Annotated in this window: 21 protein-coding genes; 12 read left to right on the forward strand and 9 right to left on the reverse strand. The window is 69.3% G+C overall.

What is annotated here, in order from left to right; all coding sequences use genetic code 11:
- The first annotated feature begins 20 nt into the window (after positions 1-20).
- The 4 genes from OG2516_RS04035 to OG2516_RS04050 are packed head-to-tail and all read left to right on the forward strand — an operon-like array spanning position 21 to position 4,164.
- Positions 21-848 carry an SDR family NAD(P)-dependent oxidoreductase gene (locus tag OG2516_RS04035; RefSeq protein ID WP_007254344.1) on the forward strand — a complete coding sequence of 276 codons (828 nt, stop codon included), beginning with the start codon at positions 21-23 and terminating at the stop codon, positions 846-848.
- An 11-nt stretch (positions 849-859) separates the two neighbouring features.
- Positions 860-1,882 (forward strand): ABC transporter ATP-binding protein, encoded by a 1,023-nt coding sequence (locus tag OG2516_RS04040; RefSeq protein WP_040614965.1) that lies wholly within the window; start codon positions 860-862, stop codon positions 1,880-1,882.
- Between the two features lies 1 nt (position 1,883).
- Entirely contained in the window at positions 1,884-2,927 is a 1,044-nt protein-coding gene (locus tag OG2516_RS04045) for an ABC transporter ATP-binding protein (RefSeq protein WP_007254346.1), read from the forward strand.
- 10 nt (positions 2,928-2,937) lie between these two features.
- Complete coding sequence (locus tag OG2516_RS04050) at positions 2,938-4,164, forward strand: aminotransferase class I/II-fold pyridoxal phosphate-dependent enzyme (RefSeq protein ID WP_007254347.1); 1,227 nt, start codon at positions 2,938-2,940, stop codon at positions 4,162-4,164.
- A 67-nt stretch (positions 4,165-4,231) separates the two neighbouring features.
- On the opposite strand, the gene OG2516_RS04055 is transcribed toward OG2516_RS04050, so the two are convergent.
- Genes OG2516_RS04055 through OG2516_RS04065 form a run of 3 tightly spaced genes read right to left on the reverse strand, consistent with a single transcriptional unit; the run spans position 4,232 to position 6,725 of the window.
- Positions 4,232-5,245 (reverse strand): ABC transporter ATP-binding protein, encoded by a 1,014-nt coding sequence (locus OG2516_RS04055; RefSeq protein WP_007254348.1) that lies wholly within the window; start codon positions 5,243-5,245, stop codon positions 4,232-4,234.
- 6 nt (positions 5,246-5,251) lie between these two features.
- Positions 5,252-5,995 carry a sugar isomerase domain-containing protein gene (locus OG2516_RS04060; protein ID WP_007254349.1) on the reverse strand — a complete coding sequence of 248 codons (744 nt, stop codon included), beginning with the start codon at positions 5,993-5,995 and terminating at the stop codon, positions 5,252-5,254.
- Positions 5,996-5,999: 4 nt separating this feature from the next.
- A complete protein-coding gene (locus OG2516_RS04065) occupies positions 6,000-6,725 on the reverse strand; it encodes a GntR family transcriptional regulator (protein WP_007254350.1) in 726 nt (241 codons plus the stop codon).
- Between the two features lie 145 nt (positions 6,726-6,870).
- Between OG2516_RS04065 and OG2516_RS04070 the strand changes: the two genes are divergently transcribed.
- The 7 genes from OG2516_RS04070 (at position 6,871) to OG2516_RS04100 (ending at position 13,955) form a co-directional block, all read left to right on the forward strand.
- The gene (locus OG2516_RS04070; protein ID WP_007254351.1) at positions 6,871-8,127 is read left to right on the forward strand and encodes an ABC transporter substrate-binding protein; all 1,257 of its coding nucleotides are present in this window, start codon (positions 6,871-6,873) and stop codon (positions 8,125-8,127) included.
- On the forward strand, positions 8,128-9,024 hold the full coding sequence (locus OG2516_RS04075; RefSeq protein WP_007254352.1) for a carbohydrate ABC transporter permease: 897 nt from the start codon (positions 8,128-8,130) through the stop codon (positions 9,022-9,024).
- Positions 9,008-9,844, forward strand: coding sequence for a carbohydrate ABC transporter permease (locus OG2516_RS04080; RefSeq protein WP_007254353.1), 837 nt, complete (start codon positions 9,008-9,010; stop codon positions 9,842-9,844). The genes OG2516_RS04075 and OG2516_RS04080 overlap by 17 nt, the downstream gene beginning before the upstream one ends.
- Before the next feature lie 4 nt (positions 9,845-9,848).
- On the forward strand, positions 9,849-11,192 hold the full coding sequence (locus tag OG2516_RS18885) for a protein O-GlcNAcase (RefSeq protein ID WP_007254354.1): 1,344 nt from the start codon (positions 9,849-9,851) through the stop codon (positions 11,190-11,192).
- A complete protein-coding gene (locus tag OG2516_RS04090; RefSeq protein WP_007254355.1) occupies positions 11,182-11,802 on the forward strand; it encodes a GNAT family N-acetyltransferase in 621 nt (206 codons plus the stop codon). Before OG2516_RS18885 ends, OG2516_RS04090 begins: the two co-directional genes overlap by 11 nt.
- Positions 11,795-12,694 (forward strand): glucosamine kinase nucleotide-binding domain-containing protein, encoded by a 900-nt coding sequence (locus OG2516_RS18890; RefSeq protein WP_007254356.1) that lies wholly within the window; start codon positions 11,795-11,797, stop codon positions 12,692-12,694. Before OG2516_RS04090 ends, OG2516_RS18890 begins: the two co-directional genes overlap by 8 nt.
- 184 nt (positions 12,695-12,878) lie before the next feature.
- On the forward strand, positions 12,879-13,955 hold the full coding sequence (locus tag OG2516_RS04100; protein WP_007254357.1) for a molybdopterin-dependent oxidoreductase: 1,077 nt from the start codon (positions 12,879-12,881) through the stop codon (positions 13,953-13,955).
- A 42-nt stretch (positions 13,956-13,997) separates the two neighbouring features.
- On the opposite strand, the gene OG2516_RS04105 is transcribed toward OG2516_RS04100, so the two are convergent.
- The 6 genes from OG2516_RS04105 to OG2516_RS04130 form a co-directional block, all read right to left on the reverse strand.
- Positions 13,998-14,822 (reverse strand): carbohydrate ABC transporter permease, encoded by an 825-nt coding sequence (locus OG2516_RS04105; protein ID WP_007254358.1) that lies wholly within the window; start codon positions 14,820-14,822, stop codon positions 13,998-14,000.
- The gene (locus tag OG2516_RS04110; RefSeq protein ID WP_007254359.1) at positions 14,819-15,703 is read right to left on the reverse strand and encodes a carbohydrate ABC transporter permease; all 885 of its coding nucleotides are present in this window, start codon (positions 15,701-15,703) and stop codon (positions 14,819-14,821) included. Before OG2516_RS04110 ends, OG2516_RS04105 begins: the two co-directional genes overlap by 4 nt.
- 77 nt (positions 15,704-15,780) lie before the next feature.
- On the reverse strand, positions 15,781-17,058 hold the full coding sequence (locus OG2516_RS04115; protein ID WP_007254360.1) for an extracellular solute-binding protein: 1,278 nt from the start codon (positions 17,056-17,058) through the stop codon (positions 15,781-15,783).
- A 29-nt stretch (positions 17,059-17,087) separates the two neighbouring features.
- Positions 17,088-18,173, reverse strand: coding sequence for an ABC transporter ATP-binding protein (locus OG2516_RS04120; protein ID WP_040614966.1), 1,086 nt, complete (start codon positions 18,171-18,173; stop codon positions 17,088-17,090).
- Between the two features lie 25 nt (positions 18,174-18,198).
- Positions 18,199-19,716, reverse strand: coding sequence for an arabinosylfuranosidase ArfA (gene arfA / locus OG2516_RS04125; protein ID WP_007254362.1), 1,518 nt, complete (start codon positions 19,714-19,716; stop codon positions 18,199-18,201).
- A 95-nt stretch (positions 19,717-19,811) separates the two neighbouring features.
- Entirely contained in the window at positions 19,812-20,747 is a 936-nt protein-coding gene (locus OG2516_RS04130) for a LysR family transcriptional regulator (RefSeq protein ID WP_007254363.1), read from the reverse strand.
- A 213-nt stretch (positions 20,748-20,960) separates the two neighbouring features.
- Here OG2516_RS04130 and OG2516_RS04135 point away from each other — a divergent pair, with 213 nt between their 5' ends.
- Positions 20,961-22,538: a flavin monoamine oxidase family protein gene (locus OG2516_RS04135; protein ID WP_007254364.1), complete on the forward strand. Its 1,578-nt coding sequence runs from the start codon at positions 20,961-20,963 to the stop codon at positions 22,536-22,538.
- Positions 22,539-22,542: the final 4 nt, after the last annotated feature.

The following is a 22,542-nucleotide window of genomic DNA, read 5'->3' on the forward strand; positions in this document are numbered from 1 at the left end:
GAACCGGAAGGACCGAAAGAATGGCTTCAATTACCTACGATTACGACGGCTCGGTGGTGGTCGTGACCGGCGCCGCGCGCGGTGTCGGGCGCGAGATCGTGCGCCAGTTCGTCGAGACCGGGGCCCGCGTCGTCGCCGCCGACCGCGACGAGGCGGGGCTGGCCGAGACGGCCGCGCCGCACGGCGACAAGGTTCACGTCGTCGCCGCCGACATCAGCACCGAGGCCGGGGCCGACAGCATCATCGAAGCCGCCACCACGCATTTCGGGCGGCTCGACATCTGCGTCAACAACGCCGCCGTCGCGCCCCACGCGTCGATCCTCGAGGAGAAGGTCGAGGTGTGGGACACGGTCTACGGGGTCAATTGCCGGGGCACCTTCCTGATGACGCGCGCTGCGGGCCGGGCGATGATCGCGCAAGGCGAAGGCGGGCGGATCATCAACTTTTCCTCGGGCGTGTCCAAGCGCGGCTCCGGCGGCGCCTGTGCCTATGCCTCGAGCCGCGCGGCGACGGAGGCGTTCGGGCGGGTCGCGGCGATCGAGTTCGCGCCGCACGACATCCTCGTCAACACCGTCAGCCCCGGCCTGATCGACACCCAGCCCAAGCCGCTGCCGCCGTCGATGGCCGAGGGGCTGAAGGCCCGCGTCCCGACCCTGCCCCTCGCCCGCCCGGGCGAGCCGGGCGAGGTCGCGCAACTGGTGCTGTGGCTGGCCTCCCCCGCCTCGTCCTACGTGGCGGGCGCGGTCTACGAGGTCGACGGCGGCGCGGGCGTCGGCGTGCGCTTCCACGACAAGGTGGTCGACGAGGACATCCGCTACGACTGGGTGACCGGTCGGTCGCGGGATTGATCGGAGCCGACATGCCCCTGCTCGACGTCGCCGACCTCTCCGCCACCTTCTCCACCCAGCAGGGCGACCTGCGGGCGGTGGAGGGCGTGTCGTTCCAGATGGATGAGGGCACGACCCTCGGCATCGTCGGCGAGTCCGGCAGCGGCAAGTCGGTGATGGCGCTGTCGATCATGGGGCTGATCCCCTCGGCGCGGCTCGGGGGCCGGATCGGCTTCGAGGGGGACGATCTGCTGTCGCTGCCCGACGCCCGGATGCGTCGCATCCGGGGCTCGCGGATCGCGATGGTGTTCCAGGACCCGATGAGCTCGCTCAACCCGGTGCTGACCGTGGGACTGCAGCTGACCGAGGTGATCCGGCTCCACACCGGGGCTTCACGCCCCGAGGCGCGGGCGCGGGCCGAGGAGCTGCTGCGCACTGTCGGCATCCCCGAGCCGCGCCGCCGGCTGAAGGACTACCCGCACCAGTTCTCGGGCGGCATGCGCCAGCGGGTGATGATCGCCCTCGCGCTGGCCTGCGACCCGGTGCTGATCCTCGCCGACGAGATCACCACGGCGCTCGACGTCACCATCCAGGCGCAGGTGCTGGCGCTGCTCAAGACGCTGACCGTCGAGCGGCAGACGGCGCTGGTGATGATCACCCACGACCTCGGCGTCGTGGCCGGCCACACCGACCGGGTGCTCGTGATGTATGGCGGGCAGGTGGTCGAGCAGGCGACGACGGCGGAGCTCTTCGAGCATCCGCGGATGCCCTACACCTGGGGCCTGCTCGACTCGATGCCCCGGATGGACCGCGACCGCAGCAAGCCGCTGGTGCCCATCGAGGGCGTCCCGCCCGACCTGCTGGACCCGCCGAAAGGCTGCCGGTTCCGCGACCGCTGCCGCTTCGCCCGCGACATCTGCGCCAGCCGCGCCCCCGATCTCGCCCCTGCCGCCGACCGGCCCGGGGCCCACCTCGTGCGCTGCTGGGGCACGCAGGACCGGGCGGGCAGCGGCTGGCTGATCGGGACCGACCACACCGCGCCGACGGAGGCCTGACATGACCGGATCGCACACCGACGACGCCTCCCGCCCGCTGCTGGAGGTCGAGGACCTCTCGGTCGAGTTCCCCTTGCCCCGCACGTCGCTGCGCAACCGGGGGCCGCGGGCGCTGCGGGCGGTGTCGGACGTCTCGTTCACCATGCGGCAGGGCGAGACGCTGAGCATCGTCGGCGAGAGCGGCTCGGGCAAGTCGACCACCGGCCGCGCCATCCTGCGCCTGCCGCCGCCGACGTCGGGCTCGGTGCGCTTCGACGGCATCGAGATGTCGTCGCTGGCGCCCCGCCAGGTCCGCGACCTGCGCCGCCGGATGCAGATGATCTTCCAGGACCCGCTGGCTTCGGTGAACGGGCGCATGAGCGTCGGCGACATCATCGAGGAGCCGCTCATCATCCACGGCCTCGGCCGGGCCGCCGAGCGGCGGGCGCGGATCGTCGAGCTGATGGAGCTGGTCGGCCTCAAGCCCGGCTGGCAGGGCCGCTACCCGCACGAATTCTCCGGCGGCCAGCTACAGCGGGTCGGCATCGCGCGCGCGCTGGCCGTCGGGCCCGACTTCATCGTCGCCGACGAGCCGGTGTCGGCGCTCGACGTCTCGGTGCAGGCCCAGGTCATCAACCTGCTCGCCCGGCTCAAGCAGGAGCTCAAGCTGACGCTGCTGTTCATCGCCCACGACCTGTCGGTGGTGCGCCAGCTGTCGGACCGCGTGGCGGTGGTCTATCTCGGCCGGATCATCGAGATCGCCGAATGCGACACGCTCTACGCCAGCCCCCGCCACCCCTACACCAAGGCGCTGCTGAGCGCCGTTCCGCTCCCCGATCCGAAGGCCGAGGCCGCGCGCACGCCGATCCTGCTCGAGGGCGAGATGCCGAGCCCGCTGTCGCCGCCGTCGGGCTGTCCGTTCCGCACCCGCTGCTGGAAGGCGCAGCCGCTCTGCGCCGCCGAGCGACCGCCGCTCGCGCCGGTCTCGCCGCAGACCGAGGTGGCCTGTCATTTCCCCGAACCCGCGGCGGATACCGTCCCGGCGGGCCAGCTCCAGCCCCAGTGAGGTCGCGACCATGAACCGAAATCACTCCTTCGCCCCTGCCGAGCGGGTCCGCGCCCTCGAACTGCCCGAGCGCGCCGACATCGCGCCGCCCAGCGTCCGGCAGGCCGACCTCGACATCCTCGGCCAGCTGCCGCCCGACTTCCTCGACACGACGCATTTCGATACCGTCGCCTTCCCTCCGCCCGACTACGCGCGGCAGATGTTCGACGCGGCGGCGGCGGACGGCAGCCTCGCCTACACCGGCTACCGGGGTCATCCCGGCGTGCTCGCCGAGGTGGCGCGCAACGTGTCGGCGTTCCTCGGGGTCGAGGTCGATCCGCGCCGCAACATCGCGCTGCTGCCGGGCACGCAGGCGGCGCTCTTCGCGACGCTCTCGGCGCGCGTCAACCGGGGCGACAGGATCGTCCTCATGGACCCCGACTACCTGTTCACCGCCCGCATCCTGCGCTTTCTCGAGGCGGAAATCGCCTACGTCCCGCTGGTGTTGACCGACGGCCGCTACGAGCCCGACATCGACGAGATGGCCCGGCACTTCGCCGACCCGGCCACCAAGCTCGCCGTCTTCTCGCACCCCAACAACCCCACCGGCGCCGTCTACCGCCCCGAGATCATCGCCCGGATCGCGGAGCTGGCCGCCGAGCACGACGTCGGCCTCGTCGCCGACGAACTCTACGCCCGCCTCGTCTACGACGGCACGCCCTTCCCCCACATTGCCGCCGAGCCGGGCGCGTGGGAGCGCACCTGCACCCTGCTCGGCCCCAGCAAGACGGAGTCGCTCAGCGGCTATCGCCTCGGCGTCGTCGTCGGGCCGGCGCCGATCATGGAGGCGATCGAGAACACCCTGTCGATCACCTCCCTGCGCGCGCCGGCCTACGCGCAGCACGTCCTGCGCGGCTGGCTCGGCCCCGACCGGGATTGGCTCGAGCGGCGGCTCGCGGCCTTCGCCGAGCTGCGCCGGACGACCCTGTCGATCCTGCGCGAGGTGCCGTGGCTGAAAGTCCACCCGCAGCACGGGACCGCCTACCTCTGGGCCGATCTGCGCAGCACCGGCTTGAGCGACATCGAGATCGGCCGGACCCTCGCCCGCGACGCCGCGACGCTGATCAGCCCCGGCTACCAATTCGGCCCCAACTCGTCGGGCCACATCCGGATCTGCTACGCCCGCGATCCGGCGACGTGGCCCGACGACCTGCGCCGCATGATCGATGTTCTCGAGCGGGCCAGGACGAGGCGTTAGCCTGAGCGCCCGGTAACGCCCGAGGCGCCGTTCAGCGGCTCGCGATCGTCGCGTCCGGCCCCATGGATTAGCGCACAGCGTGGCCGTCGGCCGCAAAGCGGTGCAGCTTGCCGGGCTCGGCGGCGAGGTGGAGCCGGTCGCCCCGCGACACGTCGGAGCTGCCGGCGAGCTTCACGATGACGACGTCGCCGGCCGGCGTTTCCAGATGGGCGACCGTGACCTCTCCCAGCCTCTCGACCAGCATGACGACACCGTCAAGCAGCGCCGCGTCCGGCTGCGCCGGAACGAGGTGCTCGGGCCGGACGCCGATCTCGGCCGCGCCTTGCGCCGCGGTCGGATGACGGGGACCGGGCAGGAGGTTCATCGCCGGGGTCCCGATGAAGTTGGCGACGAAGCGGGTGGCCGGCCGGTGGTAGAGCTCCAGCGGCGAGCCGACCTGCGCGATCCGGCCGCCGTCCATGACCACGATCCGGTCCGCCATCGTCATCGCCTCGACCTGGTCGTGGGTGACGTAGATCATCGTCGTCCCCGGCAGCGCCTCTTTCAGGCGGACGATCTCCACCCGGGTCGCGGCGCGCAGGCCGGCATCGAGGTTGGACAGCGGCTCGTCGAACAGGAACACCCGCGGCTCGCGCACGATGGCCCGGCCGATGGCGACACGCTGCCGCTGCCCGCCAGACAGCTGGCCGGGACGGCGATCGAGCAGGGGCCCAAGCTGCAGCATCGCGGCTGCCGCCTCGACCTTGGCGGCGACGTCGGCCTTCGGCATTCCCGAGATCCGCAGCCCGTATTCCATGTTCCGCCGCACCGTCATGTGCGGGTAGAGGGCGTAGTTCTGGAACACCATGGAGATGCCGCGCCGCGACGCGTGCACCTCGTTGATGCGCGCGCCGTCGATCGCGATCTCGCCGCTGGTGACGCTTTCCAGTCCGGCGATCATCCGCAGGAGGGTGGACTTGCCGCAGCCCGACGGGCCGACGAAGGCCACGAACTCGCCCGACCCGATGGACAGGTCGATTGCGTCGAGCACGGATGTCTCGCCGTACCGCTTGCCAACGCCGGAGAAGGTGAGCGAAGCCATCCTTCGTCAGAGTCCCACGATCCGGTCGCGCCAGCGCTCGATGATGAGATGCGCCGCGTCGTCGGTCGCTTCCGCATTGGCGCTCAGGTAGATGTCGATGGCGGCGCCCGCCGCCGTCGCCTGGGCGGCCGCTTCCGCGATGAGCGCGTTGAGCAGCCAGATCCCCACGACGGACGAGGTCGGTCCCATCCGCTCGGCCACGCCCGGCACCTCCAGCGCGCCGTCGCCGTAGGCGCCGCCGTTGTCGAGGACGATGTCGGCGACCTCGAACAGACGCTTGCCGGAGGGATGGCGCGATTCGACAAGGCGCGCATGGGCGAGCGACGTCACGGCGATCACCGTCGCGCCGCTGGCCTTGGCGATCTGCGCCAGCTCCACGGGATACGCGTTGCGCCCGGAATTGGAGGCGACGACCATCACGTCGCCCGGCGCGATGCGGTACCTGGCCAGCACCCGCGCAGCTTGGCCGGTCTCCCGCTCCAGCCGGGTCGAGCGTTCCGCGCCCCGGTGCAGCATCAGGTCGTCGTCGAGGATCGCCTGCGCCGCGGCGATGCCACCGGCGCGGTAGAAGACCTCCTCGGCCAGCATGTGCGAGTGGCCGCTGCCCGCCACATGGATGATGCCGCCGCGGGTGAGCGCCAGGGCGATGGCGTCGCGCGCGGCATCCATCGCGGCCTCTTCCTGCGCGAGAAGGCCGTCGATGATGGCGACGATCCTGTCGCGATAGGTCTGCCGAAGCGGTGCCGTCATTGCATCAGCCTTCCAACTCGCCGACATAGGTGTAGCGGTCGCCGCGGTACCAGCTGAGGGCATCCTCGACCGCGAGGCCGTCGGCGCCGTAGCCGATCTGCGCGATGCGCAGCGCCGGCGCGCCCGGCGCGACTTCGAGGAAGGCCGCGATGTCTGCCGGAACCGCGACGGCCTGCAGTGTCTGCAGCATCCGCCGCGGACGCGTGCCGCAGGCATCCATGCGCTCATAGAGCGATCCTTCGCCGGACCAGTCTTCGCCCACCGCGTGGATCGGGACGGTCACCGTCTCGTAAGACAACGCCTCGCCGTCCGCGCGACGCAGGCGGGCCAATGTCATGATGGGCGTGCCCAGCGGCATGCCGGTGCGCACCGCGACATCGGTCCCGGCGACGCCGCGGTCGCAGGACAGGATGTCGGAACTCGGGACGAGGCCGCGGGCCCGGATGTCCTCGGTGAACCCGGACAGCCGTGTCAGGGCCTTGGGAATGGGACCGGTGACGACCGTTCCGGCACCGTGCCTGGTCTGGACGAGGCCGATCTGGCTGAGCTCGCGCAAGGAGGCGCGCAGCGTGGTGCGCGACACGCCGAGCTCCTGGGCGAGCTCCCGTTCGGGCGGCAGCACCGTGTTGGCCGGCAGGCTTCCGTCCCGGATCGCCGAAGCGAGCGCCTGCCGCAGGCGCCGCGACAGCGGGCCGGTCTGATTGCGAACGCGTTCTGCAAGGTCGCCCATCAAGGCATTCAAACTCCGGCACTCGACCATTTTTCATACCACTGGTATTTTTTAGACTTGATTTTGGCAAGCCCGAACCGTTTGATGGCCGCAAGAGACCGCGAACTGCAAACCAATTTCAGTCCACTTCGACGGAGTGCCTCACATGACGACGACTTTCCGACTGCTCGGCGCCACGGCGCTCACGCTGATCGCGGCCGCTGCCAGCGCACAGACCGAGATCCGGTTCACCCATTCGATGACCTCCGGCGGCAACGCCGCGGCGATGGACGCCATCGTCGCCGCCTTCGAGGAGGCGAACCCGGACATCACCGTGCGCCAGATCACGTTCGACGACGATGTCTACTCCGACACCGGCCTGATCACGCAGCTGCAGAGCAACGAGGTGCCCGACATCTACTTCCAGTGGGCCGGCTTCCCGCTGGCGCGCGACGTCGAGGCCGGCTACGCCATGAACCTCAGCGAGGCGATGGCGGACGGCTGGGCCGACACCTTCATCGACAGCGCCTTTTCCTCCGGCGCGGGGACGACCGTGGACGGCGACATCTACATGGTGCCCCTGTCCCTCGATGTGACCAACACCATCTGGTACAACACCGCCATCCTCGAGGAATACGACCTCGAAGCGCCCGAGACCTGGGACGAGTTCCTGACCGTGATCGGCACCCTCGCCGAGGCCGGCGAGACGCCGATCGTCACCGGCAACAACGAGCTCTGGCCGCTGGGCAACTGGGCCAGCCACGTGGCGGCGCGGGTCGTCCCGATGGCCGATTTCGACGCGGCCTTCCGGCAGGAGAAGACCTTCGCGGATGCCGGTTTCCGGCGGCCGCTCGAGCTGATGCAGGAGCTGCACGAGGCCGGCGCGTTCAACCGCGACATGCAGGGGCTCGGCGCGGACCCGGCCATGGCGGCCTTCTTCCAGGAGGCGGCCGTGATGCACCCGATCGGAAGCTGGCTCGTCGGGTCGGCGGGCGAGATGGCCGAGGAGGGCTTTGCCTACAGCCAGTTCGACACGCCCGTCATCGACGATGCCGCCGAGGCGCCCAGAAGTGCCATCGGCACGCTGACCGGGCTCGTGGTCCATGCCCAGAGCGCCAACCCGGACGCGGCGATCACCTTCCTAGAGTTCCTGTCCTCCCCGGAGATGCAGACGATCTGGGCCGAGGGCGGCGCGCTCTCCCCGGTGGCCGGTGTCGAGGCGGAGATCGATCCGCAGCTCCAGGCCATGTCCGATCTGCTGGCCAACGCCGACGCGATGGTGCCTCCGCCCGACACCACCTATCCGGTGCCGGTGGCCGAAGCCTACTACCAGGCCGCCGCCTACGCCGCGAGCGGCGAGAAGACGGCGGAAGGGGCGCTGACCTGGCTGGACGAGACCGTCGCCGCGATGGGCCAGCAATAGGTGTCAGAGGTCGAGGGCAAGCGCCTCGCGACAGGGCGGATCAACCTCCTGTTCGCGCTCCCCGCGCTGACGCTCTTCGGCCTCTTCGTCCTGCTGCCCATTGGCAGCTCCGTGTGGTTCGCGTTCACCAAGTGGAATGGCTTCACGACGCCGGAAGCCGTCGGGTTCGACAACTTCCGGCGTGCGTTCCGCGATACGGTCCATCTGTGGTCCTACGTCAACGTCACCCTCTACATCCTCGGCACGCTGGTCCTGGAGGTCATGTTCGGTCTCGTCATCGCGGTGCTGCTGAACTCGGACCGCTTCGGGTTCGGCCTGATGCGAGGCATGTTCTTCTCGCCGATGATCCTGTCCATGACCGCCGCCGGGGTGCTCTGGACGTTCGTGCTCGACTATCGGCTGGGCCTGCTCAACGCGGTGCTCGAGAGCGTCGGGCGAGAGGAATGGACGCGGCCGTGGCTGTCTGAGTCCGCGACCGCGCTGATCGCGATCATGGTCGTCTCCGGCTGGCGCTTCGCGGGGTTCTACATGATCATCTTCTTCGCCGCCCTGCGGCGCATCCCGCGCAACATCTACGAGGCCGCGACGCTGGACGGCGCGGGGCCCGTGCGGCAGTTCTTCACCATCACGCTGCCGCTGCTGCGGGCCTCGATGATGACCTGTATCCTGCTCGCCGTCACCGGAGGGTTCGCCGGGTTCGACCTGTTCTTCACGCTGACCAACGGCGGGCCGTTCAACGCCACCGAGGTTCCGGCGACCTGGATCATCCGGCAGGGCTTCGACAACAACCAGCTGGGCTACGCGACCGCGCTGACGGTAATCCTCGCCGTCGTGGTGCTGGCGGTGGCGCTGCTCTTCCTGCGCATCTCGGAGCGGGTGAATGTGGTCCGCTACTGAGCGTCGCAGGCCCGTCGAGTGGCTGCAATTCGGTCTCGGCGCGCTCATCGTCGCGGCGATGTTCTATCCGACGGTCTGGATGGTCCTGTCGGCGTTCAAGTCGAACCGCGAGATCTTCCGCGACCCGTTCGGGCTGCCGGACGAATGGCGATGGTCGAACTTCTCCGAGGCCTGGGCGCAGGGCGGGCTCGGCGGGCTCTACGTCAACTCGATGATCGTCACCCTCGTGGCCGTCACGCTGGCGGTGGGCTGCGCGACGGCGGCGGCGTTCGCGTTCTCGCGGCTCGAGTTCCCGGGCCGGCGCTGGCTCTATCGGCTGCTGCTGATCGGTCTGCTGCTGCCGCCGCCGGTCGTTGCGATCCCGCTGTTCGGCATCCTGCGGGACCTCGGTCTGCTCAACACGCTCTGGGCGCTGATCCTGCCCGGCGCCGCCTGGTCGCTGTCGCTGACGGTGTTCGTGATGTACGGCTACTTCAATTCCGTCCGGCCCGACATGGAAGAGGCGGCCCTGCTCGAGGGCGCGTCGACCTGGCAGATCTTTCGCGACATTTCCGTGCCGATGGTCTGGCCATCGATGCTGACCATGGCCATCGTCAACACGATCAACATCTGGAACGAGCTGATGTTTGCCCTGCTGTTCATCACCGACGACGACAAGCGGACCCTGCCGGTCGGCCTGATCCGGTTCTTCGGCCGCTACAGCACCGACTACGCGATGGTCTTCGCCGCGCTCACGATCACGACGGTGCCGATCCTGGCGCTGTATTTCCTGCTGCAGCGGCACGTGATCGCCGGGCTGTCCTCGACGGCGATGGACTGACGCGATGCTGACCGGGGTGATCGAGGGCTTCTACGGCCGCGACTGGCGGCGCGACGAGCGGGCGACCGTGATGGATTGGATCGCCGCCGCCGGGATGAACACCTACATCTACGGCCCCAAGGACGACGTGCATGTCCGCGCGCGCTGGCGGGTGCCCTACGACGCGGCCGGCCTGGCGCGGCTGACCGAGCTGCGCGACGCGGCGGCCGCGCGCGGGATGGTCTTCTACGTCTCGCTCGCCCCCTGCCTCGACGTGACCTACTCCGACCCGCAGGACCGGGCGGCGCTGCTGGCGCGGGTGGACCAGCTGGCGCGGGCCGGGCTGCGCAACCTCGTCCTGCTGTTCGACGACATCCCCTCCGTCCTGCCCGAGGCCGACCGGCACCGCTTCGACAGTTTCGCCGAGGCCCAGGCGGACCTCTCGAACATGGTCCTGCGGCATCTGCGCGGCGCCGGGCACGTGGTGTTCTGCCCGACCGAGTATTGCGGGCGCATGGCGGGCGGCGACCCGCGCGGCTCGGCCTACCTGCAGCGGCTCGGGTCGACGCTCGATCCGGCCATCGACATCTTCTGGACCGGCCCCGAGATCGTGTCGGAAGAGATCGTCGCCGCCCACCTCGCGGCGGTGGGAGAGGTCCTGCGGCGGCGTCCGGTGATCTGGGACAACTTCCACGCCAACGACTACGACATCCGACGGGTCTTCGCCGGGCCGCTCGGCGGACGGAGCCGGGACATCCTGCCCCTCGTCGCGGGCTGGATCACCAACCCCAACAACGAGGCCGAGGCGAACTTCCCCGCGATCCACACCACCGGCGCCTATCTGGCGGACCCGGACTACGCGCCCGAGCGGGCGATCGCCGCGGCGGTCGCCGCGTGGCAGCCGAGGTTCCGGCTCGCCTTCGGCGACGGCGCGGTGCCGTCCGACCTCGTCGCCCTGCTTTGCGATCTGTTCTGGCAGCCCTTCGCCCTCGGCCCGGAGACGACGCGCATCCTCTCGGCCCTGCGCGCCGCCCTGACCGTCCCGCGCCCGGACCCCTCGGACCCCGCCTGGCGCGCGGCCCTGGAGGACCTGCGCGACCTCAAGCGCCGGATCAACAAGCTCTTCACGCTGATGACGGAGATCGAGAACCGCGACCTGTTCCACACCTTCCACAATTACCTGTGGGAAGCGCAGGAAGAGGTCGGCCACCTCGTCGCCTATTGCGACTGGCTGGACGAGGCGCCCCCGCCGGGCGCGGTGTTCCCGGCAACGGATCGTATCCACAACTTCTATCGCCGGGGCTTCGGCGTGGCGGTGCAGGACATCCTGCAGCGCGACCGGCAGGGCCGGTATCACCATGGCGTCTGAGGTCGTCATCCGGCGGGCGACGGCGGCGGATCACGGCGACCTCTGCCGGGTCTGCCTGCTGACCGGGGACAGCGGCCGCGACGCGTCGTCGAGGGAGGACGATCCGACGCTGCTGGGGATGATCTACGCCGTACCCTACCAGGTGGGCGCGCCCGATTTCGCCTTTGTCCTGGAGGACGCGGAGGGGGTTTGCGGCTATCTGCTCGGCGCGCCCGACACGCTGTCCTTCCAGCATTTCCTGGAGAAGGAGTGGCTGCCCCCGCTGCGCGCCGGGCTGACCGATCCCGGGCCCGATCCGGCCGCGTGGCAGGGCAGCGACTGGGCCCGGGACGCGATCCACCGGCCGCCGGCGCTCCCCCCGATCGACCTCGCGGCCTATCCCGCCCACGGCCATATCGACCTGCTGCCCCGGGCGCAGGGGCGGGGCGTCGGCTCGCGCGCGATGGACCACCTCGAGGCGGCGCTGGCGGCGGCGGGTGCGCCGGGGATGCACCTGCAGGTCAGCCCCGAAAACCCTCGCGCGCTCGGCTTCTACGAGCACCGGGGTTTCCGGGAGCTGTGCCGGAGCGAGGACGAGGTGGTTGTCGGCCGGAGGCTTCTCGATGAGTGAGGCGACCTGGGCGTTCTGCCTCGACATCGGCGGCAGCAAGACCACGGGGGCCCTGTTCGCTCCCGACGGACGCGAAGTCGCGCGCGCCGCGACCGGGCCCGGCGCGCTGTCGCTGGGCGCGCCCGTGGCCGAAGCCGCGATCCGCGACATCTGGCGGCAGGTCGGTGACGGCCGGCCGGCGGATCGGGTCCTGCTGTGCGCGGGCATCGCGGGCAGCGGCTTTCGCGACCGGGTCGCCGCCCTGTCCGCCGCGCTGTTGGACTTTGCCGGGACGAGGTTCGTCGACGACGGATACGGGCTGGCACTCGCCGCGACGGCGGGACGGCCCGGCGCGCTCATTGCCGTCGGCACCGGCGTCGCGGCGCTGCAATTGTTGCCGGGCGGCACGTTCCGCAGCTTGTCGGGGTGGGGCTTCCCCGGAGGCGATCTGGGCGGGGGCGCCTGGATCGGGTTGCAGGCGGTGGGAGCCCTGACCCGCAACCTCGACGGCCTGGCGGTCGCGTCGCCAATGGGACAGGCCCTCGCCGATGCCCTCCAGGACCACCTCGGCGGCACAGCCTCCGCGATCATGGAGCGGATCACGGGCGGCAAGGCATCCGACTATGCGCGCCTTGCCCCCATCGTGCTGGCTGCGGCAGAGGCTGGCGACCAGGCCGCCCAAGACATCGTCCGCCGAGCGGGAGCGGAGATCGGGGCTCTGGGCGAGGCACTGACGGGCGGTTCGGGGGTGTTGTATCTGACCGGAGGCCTCGCGGCCGAGCTTGCCCCGGCCGCTCGCGCCGCCGCGCCCGGCCTCGACTGGCGGCCGGTGCGCGTGGACCCGTTGCGCGGCCTGCTCCTTCTGGTGGAGAATAAGATTGCGGCAGGTCCCATGCTGCCCCGGCGCGGTTGACAGCCGCCGAGTGACGCCGCTGGCCCGACCGGCCCAAGCCGCTCCGCCGTCCATCCAGGCGCGCTGGATCGGGTTTTCGGCACCATCGCCTCGTCATCCCGCCGGAACCGGGGTCGGGGCGGCAAGTTGAGGCTCGAGGCGCCGGAGCCTCGCGACTGGCAAGGAGAGAGGCTTCTCGACGTCCATGAATCGATCAGACGACAGCTTCATCGTCCACCGGACCCGGCCGCTGAATGCGGAGCCCACGCCCACGGCCCTGATGTCCGGGTTCTTCACGCCGCAGCACCTCTTCTACATCCGAAGCCACGGCGACACTCCGGAACTTCCTGCCGACCACGAGGTCAGGCTGTCGGGGCTGGTCACATCTCCCCTTCGGTTCTCCCTGGAACGGCTACGCCGCGAGTTCCCGAAGCGGAAGGTCATCGCGACCTTGCAGTGCGCCGGCAATCGTCGCGCGGAGATGCAGGACGTCCGGCAGACGTCGGGAGACCCCTGGCGGATCGGTGCAGTCGGGACTGCCGAGTGGACGGGCGTCGCGCTCGCGGATGTGCTGGCGAAGGCGGGCATCGACGAGACGCGGGCGCGCCACGTCGCCTTCAGATGCGCCGACGTGGTCGACATCGACGGCGAGATCGCGCCCTACGAGGTGTCGATCAGCGTCGAGCGCGCGATGGCCGGTGACGTGCTCGTCGCATGGGCGCTGAACGGCGAGGATCTCGATCCCGCGCACGGCGCGCCGATGCGGATCATCGTTCCCGGCTACGCGGGCGCCCGGAGCGCCAAGTGGCTTCTGGAGATCGACGTGCGGGATGCGCCGTCCGACAGCCCCGTCCAAGCGCGGGACTACAAGCTCTTCCCGCCCTCGGTCGCGAGGCAGGATGCGAACTGGGACGAGGGAGTGACGATCGAGCAGATGCCCGTGACGTCGGCCATCTGCCTGCCCCGGCCGGACGAGCCGATCCCGCCCGGCAGGACGACCGTCAAAGGCTACGCCATGGCCTACGGGCGGAAGGTGGCGCGCGTGGATGTCTCGACCGACGGCGGGCGCTCCTGGCGGCAGGCCGGGCTCATGTCCGAGCGAACGACGGCGGCCTGGACGCTATGGGCGCTCGACGTGGACCTGCCGGCCGGGCGGCACGAACTCGTGGTGAAGGCGGTCGACGAGGCGGGCCAGTCGCAGCCCGAGTGCCTCGAGGGCATCTGGAACTTCGCCGGCTACCTCGCCACGGCATGGCACCGTGTCATCGTGGACGTCGGCTGAGTCCGGCCCTGCCCGGGCGGACGCGCGCCCGGGCGACCGCCCTCACCCCTTCACGCCGGCCGAGATCATCACCGCCTCGGTGACGCGCTTCTGGAAGATCAGGTAGCCCACGATCACCGGCGCGGCGGCCAGCAGGGCGAGCGCCATCATCCGGGCGTAGGCGACGCCGAAGGAGTCGGTGACCTGGGTGATGCCGACGGGGATCGTCATCATGCCCTCGCTGGTCACGATCAGGAACGGCCAGAAGAAGTTGTTCCAGGCGCCGATGAAGGTGATGATCGAGAGCGCGGCGGTGATGCCCCAGTTGAGCGGCAGGTAGAGCTTGAAGAGCAGGGTGAACTCGCCGCCGCCGTCGAGCAGCACCGCCTCGCGCATCTCGTGAGGGATGGCGTCGAAGAACTGCTTGTAGACGATGATGACCACCGGCGCGATCAACTGGGGCAGGATGATGCCCCACCAGGTGTTGACCATGTCGAGGTCGTTCATCAGCACGAACTGCGCCACGTAGAGCGCCGGCGCGGGGACCATGAAGCTCGCCACGACCAGCAGGTAGAGCGCGCGCCGGCCCGGGAAGCGCAGCTGGGAGAGCGCGTAGGCGCACATCATCCCGGTCAGCAGGATCAGGAAGGTGATGATCAGCGAGGTGCCGACGGAATTGAGGTACCAGAGCGGCAGCTTGGAGGTCGACAGCACGTCGATGTAGGCCGAGAAATTCAGCTCGTCCATCAGGATGCCGGCGTCGGAGACGATCCGGTTCTCGCTGCGCAGCGAGGTGGTGAGCGCCCAGTAGAGCGGGAAGATCCAGATCGCCGCGGCGATCAGCACGAGCGCGGTGAAGGCGATGTTGCGGGCGCGTTTCGCGGTCATTTTCGGCCTCCGATGCGCAGGAGCTGGTATTGCAGGATCGACACCACCACGATGAGCACGAAGAGCACCATGGCGACGGCGGAGGCGTAGCCGCCGTTGTTGAGCTGGAAGGCCTCGCGGTACATCTGCATCAGCACGACGTAGGACTGGTTGAAGGGGCCGCCGCCCGACAGCAGGTAGACCTGGTCGAAGATCTTGAGCTGCAGGATCAGTTGCAGCGTCAGCACCAGCGCCGTCACCGGCCACAGCAGCGGCCACGTCACCCGCCAGAAACGCTGCCACGGGGTCGCGCCGTCGAGGGCGGCGGCCTCGTAGAGGTCGGCGGGAATGTTGCGCAGTCCGGCGATGAGCAGCAGCACGTTGAAGCCGTTGGTCCACCAGATCGTCACGACGGCGATCATCGGCATGACCCAGTAGGGGTTCTTGAAGACCGGGACGGGCTTGCCCGTCACCGCCTCGATGAGCGGCTGCAGGATGCCGAACTGGAAGTCGAGCATCCAGGACCAGATCATCGTCACCACCGAGACCGGCAGCACGTAGGGCAGGAAGAACATGGTCAGCACCAGCGCCTGCGTCCGCCCCTTGAGCCGGCTGACGGCGAGGGCGATGAGCAGGGCGATCACCGTCGTCGGGATCACGGTGAGCAGGACGAAGTAGAAGTTGTTCCACAGCGACGTGTAGAACAGCCGGTCGTTGAACAGCTCGACGTAGTTGGCGAGGCCGACCCAGTTGCCCTCGCCGATCAGCGGCGAGTCGGTGAAGCTGAGCGCGATCACCTTGTAGGTCGGGTAGAGGAAGAAGACCGAAAACAGGATCAGGAAGGGCGCCGTCAGCAAGGCCGCGGTGCGCAGCTCGCGGCGGCGGCGGTTCGATTTCGACATGGACGGTCTCCGGTTCCGCTCGGTCGTGACAGGAAGGCCGGGGACGCGGCGAAGGCGCCCCCGGCCGGGTGGCAGGCTCAGTCGAGCAGGGACTGAAGCTCGTCCTTCATCTGCTGCGCGGCCTCTTCGGGGCTGAGGAAGCCGTGCACCGCCGGTGCGATCAGGTTGTCGACCGCGTCGTAGACCGGCGAGGCGACGCCCGCGATCTTCGAGCGCGGATCGAAGGCCGCGTTGTCGGCGAGCGAGGCGTAGGTCGCGTTGGGCTGAAGCTCGGCGTACTCCGCGCTCTCCACCGTGGGCTTGTAGGCGGGGATGTGGCCCGCGCCGGCCCAGTCGAGCGAGTGCTCCTGCATCCAGCCGATCACCGTGAGCACCGCCGCGCGGGTCTCCTCGCTCATGTCCGGGTCGTTCGGAATGGCGAAGGCGTGGGAGTCGGCCCAGGTGGCGGGCTGGTCCATCATCTGCGGGATCTCGTTGGCGAACCACTCGAAGCCCAGCGTGCCGGCGTCGGTCTGGTCCTTGAAGGTCGGCACTTCCCACACACCGTTGATGTGCAGCACCGAGCGCCCGCCCGAGAACAGCGCGACGGAGGCCTCATAGGCGGCCTGCTCGGGGATCAGCCCCTCGGAGCGCCAGTCGGCGAGGGTCTGGATGGCGTTGACGGCCTTGTCCATGTTGTCGCCGGCGAGCACTTCGCCGTCGGTCAGCAGCTGGCCGTCCTGCTGGCGGAACAGCGTGTAGAACATCCGCCAGGTGCCGCCACCGCCCTCGGTCTGGAAGCTGAGCGGATCGGAGAAGCCCTCCTCCTTCGCCCAGCGCAGCAGCTCCGTCAGGTCCTCGAGCGACTCGATGCCGGTGAGGTTGCCGTCGGCGTCGAGCCACTGGGTGCCCTCGAGCGCGGTGCGGTTGTAGTGGGCCACGACCGCGTGGATGTCGAAGGGCACCGCCATCAAGGTGCCGTCGGGCGCGGAGGCGGCGGCGATGGAGGCTTCGAAGAAGTCATCCGCCGAGAGCCCGGCCGTCTCGAGGTCGGCCTCGGTGATCGGCGACAGCACCCCCTCCTCGAGCGCCAGCGGCAGGCGCGAGAGGTGGTAGGTCATGATGTCGGGCCCCTGCCCCACGGCGACCGAGGTGCGCACCTTGGTGTAGTAGGGCTGGCCCCATTCGAGCGTGGTGCCCTCGATCTGGATGTCGTCGTGCTCGGCGTTGAACTCGTCGATCAGCGCCTTCATGCGGACGCCGTCGCCGCCGCCGAGGAAATCCCACCATTCGACCTCGACCTGCGCCATCGCCGGGGTCGAGAGCCCGGCGGCGAGCGCCGTCGCGGCGGCCAGTCTTGCGTAAGCAGTCTTCATCTTGTCCTCCTCCTTGGGTTGTCGTGTCGTCAGCGGATGCGGGTGCCGGACCTGTCGAACGCGAAGGCGCGGCCCGGCTCGGGAACGACGGTCTGCACGGTGCCGTGCATCTCGTGGCGGGCGCCGATCTGCTGGAAGATCACCGCGTCGCCGCCCTCGAGCGTGCCGTGCTGGTACGAGACGCCGCCCAGCTCCTCGGCCACGTCGACCGTCACGCGCAGGCCCTCGCCGTCCGTCACCGCGAGGTGCTCGGGGCGGATCCCGAGCACGATCTCGGTGCCGGGCGCGGGCGGGTCGGCGAGCACGATGTCGAGCGGCAGGTCGGGCTGGCCGGTGAGCCGGACGGTGACGCCCTGCCCCGTCTGCGCCTCGACCACCGCGTCGAAGAAGTTCATCGACGGCGAGCCGATGAAGCCCGCGACGAAACGGTTGGACGGATCGTCGTAGAGATCGAGCGGCGCGCCCGACTGCTGCACGTGGCCGCCCTGGAGCACGAAGATCCGGTCGGCCAGCGTCATCGCCTCGACCTGGTCGTGGGTGACGTAGATCATCGTCGCGCCGAGCTTCTGGTGCAGCCGCGCGAGCTCGAGCCGCATCTGCACCCGCAGCTCGGCGTCGAGGTTGGAGAGCGGCTCGTCGAACAGGAACACGTCCGGCGCGCGCACGATGGCGCGGCCGATGGCGACGCGCTGGCGCTGGCCGCCGGAGAGCTGGCCGGGCTTCTTGTCGAGGTGCTCGATGAGCTGCAGGATCCCCGCCGCCTCGCGCACCTTCTCGTCGATCTCGGCGCGGGGGCGCTTGGCGAGGCGCAGGCTGAAGGCCATGTTCTCGTAGACCGACAGGTGCGGGTAGAGCGCGTAGCTCTGGAACACCATCGCCACGCCGCGATCGACCGGGTCCTCGTCGGTCACGTCGCGATCGCCGATGACGATCTTGCCGTCCGTCGTCTCCTCCAGCCCCGCGATCATGCGCAGCAAGGTCGACTTGCCGCAGCCCGACGGGCCGACGAAGACCGCGAACTCGCCACGCCTGACGTCCATGTCGACGCCGCGGATCACCTCCGCCGCGCCGAAGGACTTGCGCACCTCTCTCAGATGAACGCCCGTATCTTGCATGGCTCCTCCTCCCCGGCCCTCGGCCTTACTTCACCGCCAGCCGGATCACGCTGTAGGAGAAGGCCGGCAGCTCGCCCTTGAGCGCGCCCGCCTCCACGGAGAGCTTGTCGCCCTTCCTCGGCACGATGCGCTCGGGCTCCTCGCAGGTGTTGGCGACGCGCGCGTCGGCGCTGTTGCCGCCCATGACCTGGTGATCGACCAGCCGCAGCTCGCCGAACCCGTGCAGCGCGACGTCGAGTGTCATGGCCTCGTCGGGGCTGCGGTTGATGGCGAAGACGGTGATCGACTGGCCGTCGTCGGCGAGCACGGCCGCGACGTCGAGGTAGTTCACGTCCTGCGCCACCTCCGCGTCGTAGCGCGGCCCGTCGACGGCGACGTTGAGCGCGGTACCGCGGCCGTAGAGGCTGGCGAACTGGTAGGGGTAGTAGATCGTCGTCGCCCAGGCCGGGCCGCCCGCTTTGGTGCGGATCGGCGCGATGACGTTGACCAGCTGCGCGATGCAGGCGATCTTGACCCGGTCGGAGCGGCGGATGAACTCGTTGAGCAGGCCGCCGACGAAGATCGCGTCCTCGAGGTTGTAGTCTTCCTCGAGCAGCTCGGGCGCCTCGGGCCAGTCCCACGACTTCCAGTTCTTCGAGTCCTGCTCGCGGTTGTGATACCAGACGTTCCACTCGTCGAAGCAGATGTAGATGTCGTTCTGCGCCCGCTTCTTGGCCTTCACGTAGTCGATCACGCCGGCGATGGACTGGATGTAGCGGCCCGTCTCCTCGATCTTGGCGAAGTAGTTGAGGCTGTTGCGGCTGGAATTGCCGAAGTACTTGTGCAGCGAGATGTAGTCGACGTTCTCGTAGCACTCCTCGAGCACCTGCCGCTCCCAGTCGGGGTAGGTCGGCATCTGGTCGTTGGAGGAGCCGCAGACGACGGTCTCGATGCCGCCGCCGAAGGCCTTGACCGCCTTGGAGGTCTCGTCGGCGAGGCGGCCGTATTCCTTGGCCTCCATGTGGCCGATCTGCCAGGGACCGTCCATCTCGTTGCCGAGGCACCACATCTTCACGTCGTAGGGCTTCTCGACGCCGTGGCTGCGGCGCAGGTCGCTCCAGTGGGTGCCCGAGGGGTGGTTGCAGTACTCGACGAAGTTGCGCGCCTCCTCGATGCCGCGGGTGCCGAGGTTGACGGCGAGCATCATCTCGATGCCCGCGTCGTCGGCCCAGCGGGCGAACTCGTTGATCCCGACCTGGTTGGTCTCTTTCGAGCGCCAGGCGAGATCGAGCCGCACCGGGCGCTCGTCCTGCGGGCCGATCCCGTCTTCCCACTTGTAGGCGGAGACGAAGTTGCCGCCCGGGTAGCGGATCGCCGGGATGTTCAGCTCGCGCACGAGGTCGAGCACGTCGTTGCGGAACCCGTGGGCGTTGGCGGTCGGGTGATCCGGCTCGTAGATGCCGGTGTAGATCGCCCGGCCCATATGTTCGATGAACGCGGAATAGAGACGGTTGTCGATCTGCGCGACGGAATAGTCGCGGTGAATGGTGGCGCGGGCCTTCATGTCCCCTCCGAGCTTCGATGCCTGTTGGAGCGGACGTTACGGGGGCGGCCGTTGCCGAACAATTTACCATTCTGCCAATCAAGTTAGCAGAAGTGCTAACGCCCCTCCCCCGGCATGCGCGCCTTCACCAGCGTCAGCAGCCGCTCGGCCGCGGGCGACATCAGCCGGTCGCGCGGCAGCAGGATGTGGTAGGGCTCGATCGGGATGGGCCGCTTCGTCTCCAGCAGGACGAGATCGGCCTCGTAGGGCGGATTGAGCAGCAGCTCCGCCACCTCCTCGGTGACGATGGCGATGATGTCGGACTCGCGTAGCAGCGCCATGATCGCCACCACCGACGCCGTCTCGAGCACGTTCTCGGGCATGTCCGCGCCCTCGTTGTGGAAGGCGATCTCCATCGCGTGCCTGAGCGGCGCGCCCCGGCTCTGCATGGTCCAGAACGCGTCGCGCAGCTCGCCCAGCGCCACCGGGCCGGACCGCGCGAGCGGATGCCCGCGCCGCACCATCAGCAGCACGCTCTCGCCGCGCGCCGGCTGGATCTCGAACTCGCGCGAGTAGTCGCCCTGCCCGACGCGGCTGAGGGTGAAGTCGTACTCGCCCCGCTCCAGCCCCCACATCAGCTGCGACGACGACGACACGTCGAGCGACACGTCCACCTGCGGCGCCTCCTCCTTCAGCGCGAGGATCGCCGGGATCACCGCCGAGAGCGCCCCGCCGGTGACCGCCCCGACGCGCACCGAGCCGCCCGTCCCGCCGAGATGCGCGCCGAAATCCTGCGCCATGCGGTCGATGTCGTGGACGAGCTTGCGGGCGTGGGTGACGAGCACCTCGCCCGCCGGCGTCGGCGACATGCCCTTGGGCGTGCGTTCGAACAGGTGCGTGGCGAGCTGCGTTTCCATGTCGGCGAGCATGCGCGAGGCGGCAGGCGTCGTCATCCCGCACACGTCCGCCGCCAGCCGCAGCTTGCCATGGCGGGCGATCTCGGTGAGCAGGCGCAGTTGCACCGGCCTGAGGGAGCGGAGGTAGAGGTCCAAGGGCAGCGCCTTCTCGTGGTCGATGCCTCCCCTTACCGTGCCGCCCCGAAGGGGGCCACTCCCGGCGCGGACCATTTCGCGGCAGGGTGAAAAGTTCCATCCGCTTTCCCAATATCCTACATTGCCGCTCCCTGCGCCGATCTGGCTAGGCTCCTCCTCATCAACAGGCGGTTCGGCTGCAACGGGCCGCGGTACAGACAGGGGAGGTTCTTCATGGTCGAGATGTCACGGCGCAGCCTGCTGGGGATGATCGGCACGATCGCCGGCAGTACGGCGATGTATCACGCGATGACCACGATGGGGCTGGCCCAGGCGTCGAGCTACCACGGGCCGATCCAGCTCGACGGCGCGCCCCAGGGGACGAAGATCCTCGTGCTGGGCGCCGGCCTCGCCGGCCTGACGGCGGCGCTGGAGCTGCGCGCGGCCGGCTACGAGGTCGAGGTGCTGGAATATCGCGAGAAGGCCGGCGGGCGCTGCTGGACCCTGCGCAGCGGCGACAGCTACACCGAGCTCGGCGGCGCGACGCAGAACGTCGACTTCGCCGAGGGCAACTACATCAACCCCGGCCCCTGGCGCCTGCCGCACAACCACTACGCCGTCATCGACTATTGCCGCCGCCTCGGCGTGCAGCTCGAGCCGTTCGTCCAGACCAACTACAACGCCTACGTCCACCGCTCCGACGCCTTCGGCGGCGAGCCGCAGCGGATGAAGCACATCCTGACCGACTATCGCGGCCATGTCAGCGAGCTGCTGGCCAAGGCGGTCGACCAGGGCAAGCTCGACGACATGGTCACCGAGGAGGATCGCGAGGTCCTGATCGAGAGCCTGCGCCGCTTCGGGGTGCTCGACGACGCCAACGAGTACGTCAAGAGCCTGCGGACCAGCGGCTACCGGGGCTACGAGAAGCAGGCCGGCGGCGGCGTCGACGCGGCGCCGATCCCGTCCGACCCGCTGGACCCGTCGGAGGTGCTGCAGTCGCGGCTCTGGACGATGCTGTCGACCCACGAGACGATGAACCACCACGCGCCCATGTTCCAGCCGGTCGGCGGGATGGACGCGATCGCCAGGGGCTTCGAGCGCGAGGTGGGCGATCTGATCACCTACAACGCCAAAGTCGTCTCGCTGCAGCAGGACGACAACGGCGTCACCGTCACCTGGCAGGACGGCGCCAACGGCGGCGCGACCCAGACCTCGACGGCCGACTACTGCGTCTGCACCATCCCCTTCTCGGTACTCGGCCAGATCGACCACAACCTGTCGTCGCCGCTCTCGGGCATCATCGCCGACATGCCCTACAACGGCTCCACCAAGGTCGGGCTCGAATTCAAGCGCCGCTTCTGGGAGCAGGACGAGGACATCTACGGCGGCATCACCTACACCGACCAGGCGATCACCCAGATCAGCTACCCCTCCACGGGCTACCTGTCGGGCGGGCCGGCGGTGCTGCTGGGCTGCTACACGTGGCGCGGCGCGGACACGTTCAAGTTCAACGCGATGCAGCCCGAGGAGCGCATCGAGTGGGCGCTGCGCATGGGCGAGAAGATCCACCCGCAATACCGCGAGGAGTTCAAGACCGGCGTCGCGGTGTCGTGGCACAAGGTGCCTTGGGTGCTCGGCTGCGCGGGCATCTGGGAGAACCGCGAGCGCGACTACGACGACGCGGTGGCGATCGACAACCGCGTGGTCTGCGCGGGTGAGCACCTGTCCTACCTGGCGGCCTGGCAGGAAGGCGCGATCCTCTCCTCCCTCGACGCGATCGGGCGTCTCCACGACAAGATCATCAACGGGTGAGCAT

Origin of the sequence: Oceanicola granulosus HTCC2516 (genome assembly GCF_000153305.1) — a bacterium.
GTDB classification, from domain to species: Bacteria; Pseudomonadota; Alphaproteobacteria; order Rhodobacterales; family Rhodobacteraceae; genus Oceanicola; species Oceanicola granulosus.

What these genes read in the sequence shown, in the direction of transcription:
- OG2516_RS04070 (WP_007254351.1), top strand. Translation starts at nt 6,871, where the DNA reads ATGACGACGACTTTCCGACTGCTCGGCGCCACGGCGCTCACGCTGATC.
- OG2516_RS04110 (WP_007254359.1), bottom strand. Translation starts at nt 15,703, where the DNA reads ATGTCGAAATCGAACCGCCGCCGCCGCGAGCTGCGCACCGCGGCCTTG.
- OG2516_RS04035 (WP_007254344.1), top strand. Translation starts at nt 21, where the DNA reads ATGGCTTCAATTACCTACGATTACGACGGCTCGGTGGTGGTCGTGACC.
- OG2516_RS04040 (WP_040614965.1), top strand. Translation starts at nt 860, where the DNA reads ATGCCCCTGCTCGACGTCGCCGACCTCTCCGCCACCTTCTCCACCCAG.
- OG2516_RS04050 (WP_007254347.1), top strand. Translation starts at nt 2,938, where the DNA reads ATGAACCGAAATCACTCCTTCGCCCCTGCCGAGCGGGTCCGCGCCCTC.
- OG2516_RS04055 (WP_007254348.1), bottom strand. Translation starts at nt 5,245, where the DNA reads ATGGCTTCGCTCACCTTCTCCGGCGTTGGCAAGCGGTACGGCGAGACA.
- OG2516_RS18890 (WP_007254356.1), top strand. Translation starts at nt 11,795, where the DNA reads ATGAGTGAGGCGACCTGGGCGTTCTGCCTCGACATCGGCGGCAGCAAG.
- OG2516_RS04045 (WP_007254346.1), top strand. Translation starts at nt 1,884, where the DNA reads ATGACCGGATCGCACACCGACGACGCCTCCCGCCCGCTGCTGGAGGTC.
- OG2516_RS04100 (WP_007254357.1), top strand. Translation starts at nt 12,879, where the DNA reads ATGAATCGATCAGACGACAGCTTCATCGTCCACCGGACCCGGCCGCTG.
- OG2516_RS04090 (WP_007254355.1), top strand. Translation starts at nt 11,182, where the DNA reads ATGGCGTCTGAGGTCGTCATCCGGCGGGCGACGGCGGCGGATCACGGC.
- OG2516_RS04080 (WP_007254353.1), top strand. Translation starts at nt 9,008, where the DNA reads ATGTGGTCCGCTACTGAGCGTCGCAGGCCCGTCGAGTGGCTGCAATTC.
- OG2516_RS04115 (WP_007254360.1), bottom strand. Translation starts at nt 17,058, where the DNA reads ATGAAGACTGCTTACGCAAGACTGGCCGCCGCGACGGCGCTCGCCGCC.
- OG2516_RS04065 (WP_007254350.1), bottom strand. Translation starts at nt 6,725, where the DNA reads ATGGGCGACCTTGCAGAACGCGTTCGCAATCAGACCGGCCCGCTGTCG.
- OG2516_RS04060 (WP_007254349.1), bottom strand. Translation starts at nt 5,995, where the DNA reads ATGACGGCACCGCTTCGGCAGACCTATCGCGACAGGATCGTCGCCATC.
- OG2516_RS18885 (WP_007254354.1), top strand. Translation starts at nt 9,849, where the DNA reads ATGCTGACCGGGGTGATCGAGGGCTTCTACGGCCGCGACTGGCGGCGC.
- OG2516_RS04120 (WP_040614966.1), bottom strand. Translation starts at nt 18,173, where the DNA reads ATGCAAGATACGGGCGTTCATCTGAGAGAGGTGCGCAAGTCCTTCGGC.
- arfA (WP_007254362.1), bottom strand. Translation starts at nt 19,716, where the DNA reads ATGAAGGCCCGCGCCACCATTCACCGCGACTATTCCGTCGCGCAGATC.
- OG2516_RS04105 (WP_007254358.1), bottom strand. Translation starts at nt 14,822, where the DNA reads ATGACCGCGAAACGCGCCCGCAACATCGCCTTCACCGCGCTCGTGCTG.
- OG2516_RS04135 (WP_007254364.1), top strand. Translation starts at nt 20,961, where the DNA reads ATGGTCGAGATGTCACGGCGCAGCCTGCTGGGGATGATCGGCACGATC.